Below are 14,510 nucleotides of genomic sequence, written 5' to 3'. Positions count from 1 at the left end.
CCGCCGGAACTCTAGACAGGATCAGTTCGCCGATGACCGCCTTCATCCCCGCAGAATGGGCTCCGCACCGCGCCATGTGGGTGGGTTGGCCCAGCCATGCGGAATACTGGTTCGAGGCGCTGGAACAGGCGCAGGACGAGGTCGAGGGGCTGGTGCGGGCGCTGGCCGGGCCGGGGCGCGAGCAGGTCAAGCTGATGGTCGGCAAGGCCGAGGTGCTGGCGGACGCCCAGGCGCGGTTCGCCGGGGTGGAGAATGTCGAGGTCGTGGCGGGCGAGTTCGGCGACATCTGGCTGCGCGACACCGGGCCGATCTTCGGCGCGGGATCGAAGACGGCGGCGGCGTTCCGGTTCAACGGCTGGGGCGGGAAATACGACATGCCGGGCGACGATCTGGTCGCCGGCCAGATCGGCGAACATTCGGGCGTGGCCCTGACCTGGAACGACTTCGTCATGGAGGGCGGGTCGCTGGATCACGACGGGGAGGGGACGGTCCTGACCACGCGCCAGTGCCTGCTGAACCCGAACCGCAACCCGGCCTGGAACCAGGACGAGGCGGTCGGGACCGCTGCGCTGGAAACGGCCATCGGCGCCAAGGCCGTGCTGTGGCTGGGCGACGGTCTGCTGAACGACCACACCGATGGGCATGTCGACAACCTGGCGCGCTTCGTCGCGCCGGGCGTCGTCGCCTGCCCGGTCGCCTGGGGGCGGAACGACCCGAACGCCGAGGTCTATGACGCCACGGCGCGCGATCTGTCGGGCATGACCGACGCGGCGGGGCGCACGCTCCGTGTGCTGAGGATCCCGTCGCCGGGTCTGGTTCTGGACGAGGACGAACGTCCGATTCCGGCCAGCCACATGAACTTCCTGATCGCCAACGGCGCCGTGGTGGTGCCGACCTATGGCGACGACGCTGCAGCCGACATGGCCTGCAAGGCGTTGAAGGAAGCCTTCCCCGACCGCGAGATCATTCCCCTGCCGTCCAAGGCCATCCTGACCGGCGGCGGCTCGTTCCACTGCATTTCCCAGCAGGAGCCCGCATGACCCGCAACATCACCGTCGCCGGCATCCAGACCTCGTATGGCGAGGACATGCAGGCGAACATCGCCAAGACCGTCGACCTCGTGCGCGAGGCGGCGTCTAGGGGCGCGCAGGTGATCCTGCCGTCGGAGCTGTTCCAGGGGCCGTATTTCTGCGTCTCGCAGGAGGAGCACTGGTTCACCCAGGCCTATGAATGGCGCGAACATCCGTGCGTCACCGCCCTGTCGCCGGTAGCGAAAGAGCTGGGCGTGGCGATTCCGGTCTCGATCTTCGAGAGGGACGGGCCCCAGTATTACAACTCGCTGGTCATGCTGGACGCGGACGGCGAGGCTCTGGGGATCTATCGCAAGAGCCATATCCCCGACGGCCCCGGCTATCAGGAGAAGTATTATTTCCGGCCGGGCGACACCGGCTTCAAGGTCTGGAACACGCGCTTCGGCAAGGTCGGGGTCGGCATCTGCTGGGATCAATGGTTCCCGGAGGCGGCGCGGGCGATGATGCTGATGGGGGCGGACGTCCTGATGTATCCGACCGCCATCGGCACCGAGCCGCATGACGCCGAGCTTCACACGGCCGAGCCCTGGCGGCGCGCCATGCAGGGCCATGCCGTGTCCAACGCCGTGCCGGTCGTCGGCGCCAACCGGATCGGTCATGAGACGGTCACGGAGACGGGGCAGACCTTCTACGGCCACTCCTTCATCGCCGATCAGCAGGGCGAACTGGTCGAGCAACTGGGCGCCGAGGAGGAGGGGGTGCTGGTGCACCGTTTCGACCTGGATGAGCTGGACAAGTATCGCGCAGCCTGGGGCTTCTTCCGCGATCGGCGGACGGATCTGTATGGGGCGCTGACGGGTAAGGGCTGACTCTTCGATCCTCACCCGCGCAGCGGGGGAGGGGGACCATGCGAAGCATGGTGGAGGGGGCGGGCCAAAGGCCGGTGTTTGGGGTCGCCCCCTCCACCGCCTGACGGCGGTCCCCCTCCCCCGTTTCGCTACGCTGCTCGGGGGAGGATCATGTTTGCCTTATCCCCTCCACCGCCGCGACCAGGCGGTCGAGGTCGGTCGGCGTCGAAAGCCGGTGGTCTCCGCCCTCGATCAGGTCGAGCCGCACGTCGCCCCCGGTCAGCCGCTCGACCAGTTCGACCTGATGCCGCCAGGGCACCACGTCGTCGGCGCGGCCCTGGAGGATGTGGACCGGCGCGGCGATGTCGATGACGCCGTCCAGCAATAGCCAGTCCCGCGCCTCCTCGAACATGCGGCGGGTCAGGACGTATTCGCCCAAGCCCTCCTCGACGATCAGGGTCTCGCCCTCGCGCAGGATGGCTTGGCGCTCGTGGTCGGCCAGGCCGGGCCACATCAGCCGTTCGGTGAAGTCCTGGGCCGGGTTGATCAGGACCAGCCCCTTGATCCGTTCCGGCCGCGCCAGGGTCGCCAGCAGCGAGACCCAGCCGCCCATCGACGACCCGACCGGGATGACCGGCCCCGACAGGCTGTCGATCAGGGCGATCGCATCCTCGCGCCAGCGGCCGATCGTGGCCTGGCGCCAGTCGCCCGACGACTGGCCGTGGGCGAAATGGTCGTAGCGGATGAAGTTCCAGCCGCGCTCGCGCGCTGCGGCGTCCAGGGCCAGGGCCTTGGTCCCCTCCATGTCCGAGCGGAAGCCGCCGACCCAGACCACGGTCGGGCCGTCGCCTTCGATCCGTTTGAAGGCCAGGGTTTCGCCGTCGGGGCGGGACAGGTGCTGGATGTCGGTCATGGCCGCCGTTCTGCCTGGACTTTCCGCCGCCGTCACCCTTGACCGCGACGCGCGATGGCGGAACTACAGGCGCATGTCCGCGCCCCAAGTTCTGTTCGTCACCTCCAACCGCATCGGCGACTGCGTCATCTCGTCGGGGGTGATCCGCGAGATCGCGCGCCAGGTTCCGGGGGCGCAGATCACCGTCGCCTGCGGTCGGCCGCCGGCGCCCTTCTTCCGCAATGCGCCGGGCGTGGTGCGCACCATCGTGCTCGACAAGAAGAAGATGTCCGGCCACTGGCTCGACCTGTGGAAACAGGCGGTCGGCACGCGCTGGGATCTGGTGATCGACATCCGGGGGTCGGCGCTGAGCTATCTGGTCCCGGCCAAGCGGCGCATCGTCTATAATCGCTCCTGGGAGACCGGTCTGCGCAAGGTCGAGATGGTGTCGCGCCTGATGGGCTCGCAGACGCCGCTGGATCCCGAGATATTCCTGGACGATCAGGCGCGGTCTGAGGCCGCCGCCGTCATCGATCCTCAGCTGGCGGACGGGGCCGGTCCCGGTCGGATCATCGCCCTGGCCCCCATCGCCCATCAGCCGGGCAAGAGCTGGCCCGCCGACCGCTGGGGCGCCCTGGTCGAGAAGCTGAAGGCCGAGGCGCGCTTCGACGGCTGGCGCTTCATGCCGGTGGGCGGACCCGGCGACCGACCGCCGGCGACCCCGGCGCTGGAGGCGGCGGGACCGCGCGGCATCGACTTCGTCGGCAAGGGCGACATCCTGGCCTCGGCCGCCGCCATCGACCGGGCCGATCTGTTCGTCGGCAATGACTCAGGCCTGATGCACGTCTCGGCGGCGCTGGGACGGCCGACGCTGGGCCTGTTCGGTCCGACCGAGTGGTGGCTGTATGGTCCGTGGGGGCCAAAGACGCGCACGGCGGCGTCCAACGAGACGCGCGGCCAGTTCGCGCCCATCGAGGATCTCAGCGTGGATCACGTCTTCGAGGCGGTGTTGGCGCTGCACGACGCCTATATCGGCGCCCCGCCCGCGAAGCCTTGAAAAACCGGCCTTCCGGGCGCATATTGCGGCCTTGAGGGGAGCGTGGCGCAAGCTGCGCCATTCCGCTTATCAAGACACACGCCTTCTCTGACCACATAAGGAAACGACGCCCATTCGCCGTCCCATGCAAGCGCCACCCGTGAAAGACGGGCCGCGTATGAACCAGGATATCCGCGCCCCTCGCGTTCTGCTCATCGACCAGAACGGCGAGAAACAGGGCGTCATGCCCACCTCTTCCGCGCTCGAAGCCGCCGAAGAAGCCGGGATGGACCTGGTCGAGATCGTCTCCACCTCCGAGCCGCCGGTGGTCAAGATCCTCGATTACGGCAAGCACCGTTTCCAGGAGCAGAAGAAGAAGGCCGAGCAGCGCAAGCGCCAGAAGGTCGTCGAGCTCAAGGAAATCAAGCTGCGCCCCAACATCGACACCCACGACTACGAGGTGAAGACCAAGGCCATGCACCGCTTCTTCGACGAGGGCGACAAGGTCAAGGTCACGCTTCGCTTCCGCGGTCGCGAAATGGCGCACCCCGAACTGGGCATGAAGCTGCTGAACAAGGTCCAGGCCGATTTCGACGAAATCGCCAAGGTCGAGTTCTCGCCCAAGATGGAAGGCCGCCAGATGATCATGATCCTCGCCCCGCGCTGATCGCGATCCATGGCCTGGGGCGATCAAGGCCCTGAGACTTCAAAAGAACGAGGACTGGACGCGCGAGGCGTCCAGTCCTTTCTTTTTGAGCAAGGCTCCGCAGCGTCGAGAAATCCCGAAGCGTTGTACGCCGGTTAGGGTCTAACGCGGCTTCAGGTTTTTGAAGACGGGGATGTCCTTCAAAGGCTTGCTGGCCGATGCTTTCGATAGGGCGCGAACGTCGGCGCTGCTCATCTCCAACACGATTTCCAGCGCCGTTATGGTCGGCGAAAGAAGCAGGCTTTCGGGCAGGATGGCTGTGCCGTCGCTGGTGTCCTGGGCCGTGCCGGGGTTGGTGAACGTCACTTGAGCCGACGCGGTGACATTGTTCTGGTCGGTCACCGTGATCGTTCCACCAGTCAATGTGGGGCCCGTGGATTTGATCGTGAAGGCCCAGGTGCCGTCGGCTTGCCGGCCGCCATTGGCCGTCACGCCGTTGACGATCGAAACAGTCGAGGCGATCGCCACCGAGCGAATCGCAAAGCTGATCGCATTGGTGAGCGTGTCCGACGTGCTGCTGATCGGTGCGACCGCAAACGTTCCGCCGCTCTGATACAACTGCATTGGCTGGCTGATGTCGTTGCCGCCGTTGGCGGAAATCAGCACCGGCGTCGTGGCGGTGCCAGGTTGAGCGCTGCCGGCCTGCAACTGCGTCTGGGACATCATCATAAGCATGTCGTTAGCCGTCGGATTGCCGACCCAGGTGTGCTGGTTTTGGTCGAGGGCGAATACGACGGACCCAAGATCGTAGTTCGCGCCGTTGGCCTCATCCGAATCCTCGGACAGAAGCCCTGCGATATTTGACGCCAGGTCGACCACTTGGCCGCCTACGTTCAGCCAATCAAAAATACCCATGTGTCGTTTTCCTTGGCTGCAAAATACAACCATAAGTAGAGATATATCAGTGTTCGATTTAAGCAAGCGGTAAGTCGGAACGCTCCAACGCAACGAGATGCGGGCGAGCTCAACAACCGCTCGCTAGGCGCAGCACGTCGCGCTAAGCGTTTGCTCATGACCGCGACACCGACGACCCCGCCCAAGCTGAAGACCCCGGCGCTGGCCGTGCTGTTCGCCACGGTTTTCATCAATCTGGTCGGGTTCGGGCTGGTGGTGCCGCTGCTGCCCTTTTTCGCCCAGAGCCTGCAGGCCGAGGCGTGGCAGATCACGCTGATGTTCTCGGCCTATTCGCTGGGCCAGTTCTTCGCCGAGCCGTTCTGGGGGCGGCTGTCGGACCGGATCGGGCGAAAGCCCGTGCTGCTGATCACCCTGATCGCCAATGCGCTGGGCTATCTGATGCTGGCCTTCGTGCCCAACATCTGGCTGGCGATCGCGGTGCGGCTGTTCACCGGCCTGGGCGCGGGAAACATCTCGACGGTCCAAGGCTATGTCGCCGATGTGACGCCGCCGGAGCAGAGGGCGGGACGGATGGGGCTGATTGGGGCCGCCTTCGGCCTGGGCTTCATCGTCGGGCCGGGTCTGGGCGGGCTGCTGACCCAGCCGCAGCTGGGGCGTCTTGGATACCAGCTGCCGATCTTCCTGGCGGCGGCGTTGGCGGCCGTGGCGGCGGTGGGGGTGATCGTCTTCCTGCGCGAGAGCCGGGCCAAGGCCGATCCCGCCGCGCCGCGCCCGGCCTTCCTGGCGGGGCTGAAGGATGCGCGCGACAACGATGTGGTGTCGCGGGTGCTGGTGGTGACCCTGATCTATATGGCGGGCTTTTCGGCGATGGAGAGCGTGTTCGGCCTGTGGGCCGAGAGCCGCTATCAGTGGGGGGCGCGCGAGGTGGGGCTCAGCTTCATGATCGTGGGCATCGTCTCGACCCTGAACCAGGGGTTCTTCGCCGGAAAGCTGGCGCGGCGGTTCGGCGAATCGCGCGTGCTGGCTGTCGGCATGCTGCTGTTCGGAAGCTCGCTGGTGCTGCAGGTGCTGGCGCCCGTCGCCTGGTTCCCAGCGACCAGGCTGGAGCTGGGCGCCCTGTCCATCCCCATCGTTCAGGGCTGGGTCATTCCGATGGTCATGGCGCTGGGCGCGTGCGGCATGTCGATGGCCATGCCCAATATCTCGGCCATGATCAGCCGCGCCTCTCCGCCCGACCGGCAGGGGGCCATGCTGGGGCTGAACATGGCCTCCAGCTCGGTGGCGCGGATCTTCGGGCCGATGATCGCCGGCGCGCTGTTTTCCGGCCTGGGGCACGACTGGCCCTTCCTGGTCGGGGCGCTGCTGACCATCCCGGCGGCGGTCATGGCGATCAATGCCGGACGGGCGATCCAACGGGGCAAGGCCGCCGACGAAATGGCCGCCAAGTCCTTGTCCTGACTCACGTCTTGCGTCGGCAGGCGTCTTCGCCTACAAGCCGCGCCTTCGCGTACCGAACCGCCGGGCGAACAGGCATGCCTGGGCGGTTCTTAAACTCTGGAAGACCACCTCCCCACGGCTCAAGCAGCCCGAAGGGCGGTAGCCCTCCAAAAAGGAGACTGAAATGCCGAAACTGAAGACGAAGTCAGGCGCCAAGAAGCGCTTCAAATTCACGGCCACCGGCAAGGTGAAGTCGGGCGTTGCAGGCAAGCGTCACCGCTTGATCAGCCACAACTCGAAATACATCCGCCAGAACCGCGGCACCAAGGTCATGGCCGACGCCGACGCCAAGAAGATCAAATCCTACATGCCGTACGCCTGATCGGCGCGCGCTGTACGACTGATCTCCATCCCAAAGAATTTGAAGGAATAGCGACATGGCTCGCGTAAAACGTGGCGTAACCTCGCACGCCAAGCACAAGAAGGTTCTGGAGCAGGCCAAGGGCTTCTCCGGCCGCCGCAAGAACACCATCCGTACGGCCAAGGCCGCCGTCGATCGCGCCGGGCAATACGCCTATCGCGACCGTCGCACCAAGAAGCGCAACTTCCGCGCCCTGTGGATCCAGCGCATCAACGCCGCCGCCCGTCTGGAAGGCTTCACCTACAGCCAGTTCATCAACGGCCTGAACAAGGCCGGCATCGAACTGGACCGCAAGGTCCTGGCCTCGATCGCCGCTGACCCGACCGGCTTCAAGGCCGTCGCCGAGAAGGTTCGCGCCGCCCTCGCTTAAGGGTTTCGGCTTAAGGGCCGCGCTCAAGCCGCGAGCGACCGCGTCGCGAGCGTAGCGCAAGAAATGACGCCCGCTCCGGTTTTCCGGGGCGGGCGTTCTTCGTTCGGGCCGGTGGGTTCAGGCGGCGGCTGCCTCAATCAAGCGGTCAGCCTCGGCCTCGGCTTCGGCGCCGGCCAGAACGAGGCGGATGGCGTTCAACAGGGCGTCGGGCTGGATCGGCTTTTGCGCCACGCCGTTCATGCCGGCGGCGATATAGTCCAGTTCGTCGCGCTCGTCGGCGTTGGCGGTCAGGGCCAGGATGGGCAGTCGGGCGACTGGGCCGGGCAGGGCGCGAATCGCGCGGGTGGCGGCGACCCCGTCCATGACCGGCATCTTGATGTCCATCAGCACCAGGTCGAAGCGCCGGTTCTGAACGGCCTCCAGCGCCTCGCGGCCGTTCTCGGCCATCTCCGCAGTGCAGTCGAACATCTCCAGCAGCTTGCCGGCGACGAAACGGTTGGTCGGGTTGTCGTCGACGACCAGCACATGAAGCGTCTCATGCGGGGTCGGCTCTGCCATGGTCGGGGTCGCGCCCGCCTCGTCGGCCGCGCAGGCGCTCAGCGGCAGGACGACGTGGAACCGCGCCCCGCCCAGCGGCGATATGCTGAGGCCGATGGTTCCGTCCATACGCTCGGCGATCTGGCGGCAGATGGCCAGGCCCAGGCCGGCCCCGGCGCCCTCGCGCCCGGCCTTGCCGATGTTGAAGGGGTCGAAGATGGTCGCCGCCGCCGCCTCGGGCACGCCGGGGCCGCTGTCGTCCACCGTCAGTTCGACCCTTAGACCGTCGCGGGTCATCCGACTGGCCAGGGTGGCGACCACGCCGCCGGACTGGGTGAACTTCAGGGCGTTGCCGACCAGATTGTTCAGCAGTTGCTTGATCCGCATGCCGTCCGCCCGGACCCAGGGGCTGGATTCGAAGTCGGTGCGAACCGTCAGGCTCAGCGCCTTTTCTTCGGCGCGCGCGCGCCACAGGGCGTCGATGTCGAAGGCGACGGCCGACAGGTTCAGCGGCTCTTCCTCCAGGGTCAGCATCCCGGCCGAGGCGCGCGACATGTCCAGCGCATCGGTCAGCAGCCGAAGCAGGCTCTGGCCGGAATCGATGACGGTGCGGACGTAGGGGCGCAGTTCTTCCTGCTCCAGCTTCTTGTCCATCAGGGCGGCGACACCCAGCACCCCGTTCAGGGGCGTGCGGATTTCGTGGCTCATCACCGCCAGGAACTCGGACTTCGCCCGACTGGAGGCGACGGCCTCGGCCTCGGCCAGGGCCAGGTCGCGCGCCAGGGCGCTCATCTCCTCGGCGCGCTGGCGGTGAAGCGCCGCTCCGGCCTGAACGACCTGCAGGGCCGTGCCGACGCCGACGTAGCGGCCGTCCGCCACCACGACGAAGCCGCTCAAAAGGGCGCCCAGTTCCGCCGCCCCATAGGCCTGGAAGAAGGCCTCTGCGCTGGTCGCCGCATCGGCCACGGGGGCGTTGCGGTCCATCAGGCTTTCGGCCGGTTTCCTGGCGTACAGGGCGCGCCCGAACTCGGCCGCCATCCGCAGGGTGAAGGCGTTGCGCTCAATGATGCCGACCGGGCGGCCGTCGTCGTCCACGACGGCCAGAGCCAGCGTGTTGGGCTCGGTCTGGAACCGCTCGAACACATCCGCGCCGGGCGTGGACGGCGCCACCGGCGCGATCAAATCAACGAAGTCACCGATACGCGGCATCAAGGTCCCCACCCGTTCGGAGGCCTGCTTAGCGGCTGATATTTAACGCCAGCTTTGCCGTTCATGAACCTTTCGCGGCGGGTTTTCGACAGTCGATCCGTTAGCGGATGGAAATCGCACAATTTCGAATGAACGTTCCCCCACGCGCGCTTCGCCGCTAGCCTCGCGCCATGATGCGCACCCTGATCTGCAGCCTGGCTCTCGCTCTGGCCCTGGCCCACCCCGCCGTCGCGCTGGAGCGACGCGTCGCCGTCACCTTCGACGATCTTCCGTTCCAGGCGGACGAGGCGACCCTGTGCGATCCGGCGCGGATGATGGCCATCACCCAGGACTTCGTCGCCATGCTGAAGCCGCTGGACACCCACGGCGCGGCCTTCGTCAATGCGGGCCGGATGTGCGACGCCGAACGCGACGCGACCCTGCCGCGCATCCTGAACATCTGGCTAGACGGCGGACTGGACCTGGGCAACCACACCTTCAGCCACATCAACATCCACCGCACGACGGCCGAGGCCTATCTGGCCGATGTGGACGCCGGGTCGCCGGTCGTCCGTGAAGTGCTGGAGGCGCGGGGGCAGCGCCTGCGCTGGTTCCGCCATCCCTATCTGTTCACCGGCGAGACGCCGGAGAAGCACGATGCCATCGCCGCAGGCCTGGCCCAGCGCGGCTATACGGTCGCGCCGGTGACCATCGATAACAACGACTGGATGTTCGCCGACGTCTATCGCAAGGCCGAGCAACTGGGCGACAAGGCCCTGATGCGGTGCATCGGCCAAGCCTATGTGGCGCACATGACCACGGTGCTGGAGTTCTTCGAACCCTACAGCGCCGAGGTCGCCGGCGGGCGCGAGCCGGCCCAGATCCTGCTGCTGCACGCCAACACCCTGAACCAGGCCTATTATCCGCAGATCCACGCCCTGTATCTAGCGCGCGGCTATCGCTTCGTGCCGCTGGAGGAGGCGCTGTCCCATCCGATCTACGGCCACGCCGATACCTATGTCCGCGCCAACGGAATCTCGTGGCTGCACCGCTGGATGGCGACCGACGGCCGCCCCATCCGCTGGGAGCCGGAACCGCCCGCCTGGATCGTCGCGGCCAACAAGGCGCCGGCGTCAGAACTTCAGGCCATCGCATCCGCCCCTTGAAGGGTGACGAAACGGCTTTCGCCCGCTAAGGCACGGGTCAAATGACCGATCTCGCCACACTCGAACTCGACCTGATCAACGCCATCGGCGGCGCGGAAACCGTGGCCGCCCTCGAAGAGGTGCGCGTCGCCGCCCTGGGCAAGTCCGGCTCCGTCTCCGGACTGCTGAAGGGTATGGGGGCCATGAGCCCCGACGAACGCCGTGAACAGGGGCCGATGATCAACGGGCTCCGTGACAGGGTGTCTGCCGCCATCACGGCCAGGAAGACCGAGCTGGAAGCCGCCGAACTGGACGCCCGGCTGCAGGCCGAGCGCGTCGACCTGACCCTGCCGGCGCGTCCGCGTCGCAAGGGTGGCGTCCACCCGACCATGCAGGTGATGGACGAGATGATCGCCCTGTTCGCCGAGATGGGTTTTGCGGTCGCCGAAGGCCCGGACATCGAGGACGACTTCCACAACTTCACCGCCCTGAACTTCCCGCCCAAACATCCGGCGCGGGAAATGCACGACACCTTCTTCCTGAAGCCCGATCCCGAGACGGGCGAGCGCAAGGTGCTGCGCACGCACACCTCGCCGGTGCAGGTCCGCACCATGATGTCCCAGAAGCCGCCGATCCGCATCATCGCGCCGGGCCGCACCTTCCGTAAGGATTCTGACGCCACCCACACGCCGATGTTCCACCAGATCGAAGGCCTGGTGATCGACCGCGACATCCATATGGGACACCTGAAGACGACGCTTCAGACCTTCATCGCCCGCTTCTTCGAGCTGGACGAGGTGCAGGCGCGGTTTCGTCCGCACCACTTCCCCTTCACCGAACCGTCGGCCGAGATGGACATCCGCTGCGACCGATCCGGCGGAAAACTGGTGTTCAACACCGGCGAGGACTGGCTGGAGATTTTGGGCTGCGGGATGGTGCATCCCAATGTGCTGCGCAACTGCGGCATCGATCCGGACGAATATCAGGGCTTCGCCTTCGGCATGGGCGTGGACCGCCTGGCCATGCTGAAATACGGCGTGCCCGACCTGCGCCCCATGTTCGACGCCGATACGCGCTGGCTGGCGCACTACGGCTTCTCGGCGTTCGCCGCTCCTAATCCGGCGAGCGGGCTGAGCTGAATGATGACCGACATAACGTCCGCTACGCGCACTCCGCATGAAAAGGCTTTTGTTTGATGGCCCGTCTTCCGATCAACCGCCCCGTCAACCTCGCCAGCGATTTCAGCCTGAAGACGTTCGAGAACGTCGATATGAGCCTGCACGACCTGTACGTGACCTGTCTCGCGCAAGGCGCCGTGGTGGGGCGCACCTTCGTCGGATGCCGCTTTGACGGACCTGCCATCATGCTGGTCGGTCCGGGCACGACCTTCGATGAGACCAACTTCGGCAATCCGCGTGGTGAGATGCGCAATCTGCTCCTGAAGCCGATGGGCTCCAAGGCGCTCGGGACCGTTCCGATGCATGACTGCACCTTCATCGGCTGCGAGTTTTACAACGTCGGCTTCACGGGTTCCGATGAAATCCTTGAGCAACTGGCGGCCGTGCCGTCGGTCGTGGCGCCGCAAGCATGAAGTTCACCCTGTCCTGGCTGAAGGACCACCTCGAAACCGAGGCGGACGTCCATCAGATCGCCGAGGCCATGACCATGGCCGGGCTGGAGGTCGAGGAGGTTATCGATCCCGCCGCCAAGCTGGCGCCCTTCACCGTGGCCAAAATCCTGTCGGCCGAGCGTCACCCCAACGCCGACCGGTTGCAGGTCTGTCAGGTCGAGACGGTAGATGGCTTGAAAGAAATCGTCTGCGGCGCGCCGAACGCCCGTGCGGGCCTGACCACCATCTATGCGCCCATCGGCGCCTATGTGCCGGGCCTAGGCGTGACCCTGGTCGAGAAGCCGGTGCGCGGCGTGGTGTCGAACGGCATGCTTTGCTCGGCGTCCGAGCTTGAGCTGTCGGACGAGAGCGACGGCATTCAGGAACTGCCGCCGGAGATCCCGGTGGGGACGCCGGTCGCCGGCCTGTTCGGCGCGGAACCCGTCATCGATTTCGAAGTGACGCCGAACCGTCCCGACTGGCTGGGCGTCGCCGGCATCGCACGGGATCTGGCGGCCGCTAGCGTCGGCAAGCTGAAGCATTTCGACATCGCCATGGTGCGCGGGGCCTTCCCGTCGCCGATCACCGTGCGGCTGGATGCGCCCGAGATGTGCCCGGTCTTCGCCGGTCGGGTGATCCGGGGCGTGAAGAACGGCCCGTCGCCGGCCTGGCTGCAGAAACGCCTGACCGCCATCGGCCTGCGTTCGATCAACCGTCTGGTCGATGTGACCAATCTGATCGCCTACGATCGCGCCCGGCCGCTGCACGTCTATGACGTGGCCAAGCTGGTCGGGACCGAGATCGTGGTGCGCGCCGGGCAGGTCTCGGCCGAGACCGCCCATATCGAGGGTGGAGAGCACGAGCATCTGATCGCCCTGGACGGCAAGACCTATGCGGCCTCGGCCACCGACTGCATCATCGCCGACGCCGGGGGCGAGCGCCCCATCGGCCTGGGCGGCGTCATGGGCGGCGAGAGCACCGGCTGCGACGAGACCACGACCGACGTCTTCATCGAAAGCGCCTGGTTCGATCCGCTGGTCATCGCCCAGACCGGCCGTGCGCTCGGCATCCATTCCGACGCCCAGTACCGGTTCGCGCGCGGCGTCGATCCGGTCTCGGTCACGCCGGGGCTGGAGCTGGCCACCCGCCTGATCCTGGACCTGTGCGGCGGCGAGCCGTCCGAGATCGTCTTCGTCGGCGAACCCCCGGCTAGCCCGGCGCCCTTCGCCTTCGACCCCGCCTATGTGAAGCGGCTCAGCGGCATGGACCTGGACGACGACCGGATCGGGACCATCCTGGGCCAGCTCGGCTTCCTGGTCACCGCCGGCCCTGCCGATCAGGCCGAGCCCTGGATCGTGACCCCGCCGTCGTGGCGGCGCGACGTCGAGGGCCGTGCCGATCTGGTCGAGGAAGTGGCGCGGATCGAGGGCTTCGACAGCCTGCCTGACACCCCCCTGCCGCCCGTCGCGCGACCGGCCGGTGGCGTGCTTAGCCCCCGTCAGGCCCGCGTCCGCACGGCGCGCCGGGCGTTGGCGGCCCTGGGTTATGCCGAGGCCGTCACCTGGTCCTTCACCAAGCAATCGATCGCCGTGCTGTTCGGCGGCGGCGACGACAAGCTGGTGCTGGAAAACCCCATTGCGGCCGATCTGGACTGCATGCGCCCCTCGGCCCTGCCGAACCTGATCCAGGCGGCGGCGAGGAACGCCGCGCGCGGCTTCGCCGACGCCGCCCTGTTCGAGATCGGCCCCATCTATCTGGCCGACGGCCCCAAGGATCAGCGCACCGTCATCGCCGGCCTGGTCGCGCCCCACGCCGCCCGTCACTGGGCCGGAAGCGGCGAAGACGCCCTGTTCGCGATGAAGGGCGATCTGACCACCCTGCTGGAAGAGATCGGCGCGCCGGTCGCCTCCCTGCAACTGGCCCAGGGCCAGAACCGCGACTGGTGGCACCCCGGCCGTTCGGCCCGGCTGCAGCTGGGCCCCAAGAATGTGATGGTCGAGTTCGGCGAACTGCACCCGCGCGTGCTGAAGGCCCTGGACGCCGACGGTCCGATGCTGGGCTTCGAGATCGTGCTGGACAATGTGCCTGAACCTCGGGGCAAGGGCGGCAAGGCGCGGGGTTCCGCCGACCTGTCGGCCCTGATGCCCCTGACCCGCGACTTCGCCTTCGTGGTCGAGGACGCCAAGCCGGTCGGCGACCTGGTCCGGGCTTCGGCCGGCGCCGACAAGGCGCTGATCGCCGATGTCCGTGTGTTCGACGTCTATCGCGGCAAGGGCGTGAACGAGGGCTTCAAATCCGTCGCCCTGGAAGTCGTCATCCAGCCCCGCGAGGCGACCCTGACCGAAGCCGAGATCGAAGCCCTGACCGCCAAGGTCGTGGCGGCGGTGGAAAAGCAGGGCGGCAAGCTGCGGGCATAAGGATCGCAGCGCCGTCTT

General features: G+C 66.8%; 14 protein-coding genes. 11 read left to right on the top strand and 3 right to left on the bottom strand.

What is annotated here, in order from left to right:
* Positions 1-32 precede the first annotated feature (32 nt).
* Together ACP7BH_RS13995 and aguB are read left to right on the top strand one after the other, a co-directional pair.
* Positions 33-1,040 (top strand): agmatine deiminase family protein, encoded by a 1,008-nt coding sequence (locus ACP7BH_RS13995; RefSeq protein WP_425986171.1) that lies wholly within the window; start codon positions 33-35, stop codon positions 1,038-1,040.
* Complete coding sequence (gene aguB / locus ACP7BH_RS13990) at positions 1,037-1,900, top strand: N-carbamoylputrescine amidase (protein ID WP_425986169.1); 864 nt, start codon at positions 1,037-1,039, stop codon at positions 1,898-1,900. The genes ACP7BH_RS13995 and aguB overlap by 4 nt, the downstream gene beginning before the upstream one ends.
* A 148-nt stretch (positions 1,901-2,048) precedes the next feature.
* Here aguB and ACP7BH_RS13985 read toward each other — a convergent pair whose 3' ends face one another.
* Complete coding sequence (locus ACP7BH_RS13985) at positions 2,049-2,792, bottom strand: alpha/beta fold hydrolase (protein WP_425986168.1); 744 nt, start codon at positions 2,790-2,792, stop codon at positions 2,049-2,051.
* Here ACP7BH_RS13985 and ACP7BH_RS13980 point away from each other — a divergent pair.
* Together ACP7BH_RS13980 and infC are read left to right on the top strand one after the other, a co-directional pair.
* Positions 2,791-3,828 (top strand): glycosyltransferase family 9 protein, encoded by a 1,038-nt coding sequence (locus ACP7BH_RS13980; protein WP_425986166.1) that lies wholly within the window; start codon positions 2,791-2,793, stop codon positions 3,826-3,828. The two genes, ACP7BH_RS13985 and ACP7BH_RS13980, sit on opposite strands and share 2 nt — an antisense overlap.
* Before the next feature lie 124 nt (positions 3,829-3,952).
* The gene (infC, locus tag ACP7BH_RS13975) at positions 3,953-4,474 is read left to right on the top strand and encodes a translation initiation factor IF-3 (RefSeq protein WP_135193774.1); all 522 of its coding nucleotides are present in this window, start codon (positions 3,953-3,955) and stop codon (positions 4,472-4,474) included.
* 141 nt (positions 4,475-4,615) lie between these two features.
* Here the strand turns inward: infC and ACP7BH_RS13970 are convergent, their stop codons facing one another.
* The gene (locus ACP7BH_RS13970) at positions 4,616-5,368 is read right to left on the bottom strand and encodes a hypothetical protein (protein WP_425986164.1); all 753 of its coding nucleotides are present in this window, start codon (positions 5,366-5,368) and stop codon (positions 4,616-4,618) included.
* Positions 5,369-5,524: 156 nt separating this feature from the next.
* Between ACP7BH_RS13970 and ACP7BH_RS13965 the strand changes: the two genes are divergently transcribed.
* The 3 genes from ACP7BH_RS13965 (at position 5,525) to rplT (ending at position 7,596) form a co-directional block, all read left to right on the top strand.
* On the top strand, positions 5,525-6,826 hold the full coding sequence (locus tag ACP7BH_RS13965; RefSeq protein ID WP_425986162.1) for an MFS transporter: 1,302 nt from the start codon (positions 5,525-5,527) through the stop codon (positions 6,824-6,826).
* Between the two features lie 163 nt (positions 6,827-6,989).
* Positions 6,990-7,187 (top strand): 50S ribosomal protein L35, encoded by a 198-nt coding sequence (gene rpmI, locus ACP7BH_RS13960; RefSeq protein WP_135193772.1) that lies wholly within the window; start codon positions 6,990-6,992, stop codon positions 7,185-7,187.
* A gap of 55 nt (positions 7,188-7,242) precedes the next feature.
* Positions 7,243-7,596, top strand: coding sequence for a 50S ribosomal protein L20 (gene rplT / locus ACP7BH_RS13955; RefSeq protein ID WP_135193771.1), 354 nt, complete (start codon positions 7,243-7,245; stop codon positions 7,594-7,596).
* 117 nt (positions 7,597-7,713) lie between these two features.
* Here rplT and ACP7BH_RS13950 read toward each other — a convergent pair whose 3' ends face one another.
* Positions 7,714-9,342 (bottom strand): response regulator, encoded by a 1,629-nt coding sequence (locus tag ACP7BH_RS13950; protein ID WP_425986160.1) that lies wholly within the window; start codon positions 9,340-9,342, stop codon positions 7,714-7,716.
* A 170-nt stretch (positions 9,343-9,512) separates the two neighbouring features.
* On the opposite strand from ACP7BH_RS13950, the gene ACP7BH_RS13945 reads away from it, so the two are divergent.
* From ACP7BH_RS13945 to pheT, 4 genes are read left to right on the top strand one after another with little or no spacing between them, the layout of a single operon-like run.
* A complete protein-coding gene (locus tag ACP7BH_RS13945) occupies positions 9,513-10,487 on the top strand; it encodes a polysaccharide deacetylase family protein (RefSeq protein WP_425986158.1) in 975 nt (324 codons plus the stop codon).
* 41 nt (positions 10,488-10,528) lie between these two features.
* Positions 10,529-11,605 (top strand): phenylalanine--tRNA ligase subunit alpha, encoded by a 1,077-nt coding sequence (gene pheS, locus ACP7BH_RS13940; RefSeq protein ID WP_425986156.1) that lies wholly within the window; start codon positions 10,529-10,531, stop codon positions 11,603-11,605.
* A 56-nt stretch (positions 11,606-11,661) separates the two neighbouring features.
* Positions 11,662-12,057: a hypothetical protein gene (locus ACP7BH_RS13935; protein ID WP_425986154.1), complete on the top strand. Its 396-nt coding sequence runs from the start codon at positions 11,662-11,664 to the stop codon at positions 12,055-12,057.
* Positions 12,054-14,492, top strand: a complete 2,439-nt coding sequence (gene pheT / locus ACP7BH_RS13930; RefSeq protein WP_425986152.1) for a phenylalanine--tRNA ligase subunit beta — start codon at positions 12,054-12,056, stop codon at positions 14,490-14,492. Before ACP7BH_RS13935 ends, pheT begins: the two co-directional genes overlap by 4 nt.
* Positions 14,493-14,510: the final 18 nt, after the last annotated feature.

It is taken from the genome of Brevundimonas sp. TWP2-1 (assembly GCF_049897645.1).
Taxonomy (GTDB): Bacteria; Pseudomonadota; Alphaproteobacteria; order Caulobacterales; family Caulobacteraceae; genus Brevundimonas.
The sequence above is the reverse complement of the archived record's forward strand: the minus strand, read 5'-3'. Positions and strand labels throughout refer to the sequence as shown.

Excerpts from the sequence above, each read along its gene's own strand:
- ACP7BH_RS13995 (WP_425986171.1), top strand. The coding sequence starts at position 33 with ATGACCGCCTTCATCCCCGCAGAATGGGCTCCGCACCGCGCCATGTGG.
- aguB (WP_425986169.1), top strand. The coding sequence starts at position 1,037 with ATGACCCGCAACATCACCGTCGCCGGCATCCAGACCTCGTATGGCGAG.
- ACP7BH_RS13980 (WP_425986166.1), top strand. The coding sequence starts at position 2,791 with ATGGCCGCCGTTCTGCCTGGACTTTCCGCCGCCGTCACCCTTGACCGC.
- ACP7BH_RS13985 (WP_425986168.1), bottom strand. The coding sequence starts at position 2,792 with ATGACCGACATCCAGCACCTGTCCCGCCCCGACGGCGAAACCCTGGCC.
- infC (WP_135193774.1), top strand. The coding sequence starts at position 3,953 with ATGCAAGCGCCACCCGTGAAAGACGGGCCGCGTATGAACCAGGATATC.
- ACP7BH_RS13970 (WP_425986164.1), bottom strand. The coding sequence starts at position 5,368 with ATGGGTATTTTTGATTGGCTGAACGTAGGCGGCCAAGTGGTCGACCTG.
- ACP7BH_RS13965 (WP_425986162.1), top strand. The coding sequence starts at position 5,525 with ATGACCGCGACACCGACGACCCCGCCCAAGCTGAAGACCCCGGCGCTG.
- rpmI (WP_135193772.1), top strand. The coding sequence starts at position 6,990 with ATGCCGAAACTGAAGACGAAGTCAGGCGCCAAGAAGCGCTTCAAATTC.
- rplT (WP_135193771.1), top strand. The coding sequence starts at position 7,243 with ATGGCTCGCGTAAAACGTGGCGTAACCTCGCACGCCAAGCACAAGAAG.
- ACP7BH_RS13950 (WP_425986160.1), bottom strand. The coding sequence starts at position 9,342 with ATGCCGCGTATCGGTGACTTCGTTGATTTGATCGCGCCGGTGGCGCCG.
- ACP7BH_RS13945 (WP_425986158.1), top strand. The coding sequence starts at position 9,513 with ATGATGCGCACCCTGATCTGCAGCCTGGCTCTCGCTCTGGCCCTGGCC.
- pheS (WP_425986156.1), top strand. The coding sequence starts at position 10,529 with ATGACCGATCTCGCCACACTCGAACTCGACCTGATCAACGCCATCGGC.
- ACP7BH_RS13935 (WP_425986154.1), top strand. The coding sequence starts at position 11,662 with ATGGCCCGTCTTCCGATCAACCGCCCCGTCAACCTCGCCAGCGATTTC.
- pheT (WP_425986152.1), top strand. The coding sequence starts at position 12,054 with ATGAAGTTCACCCTGTCCTGGCTGAAGGACCACCTCGAAACCGAGGCG.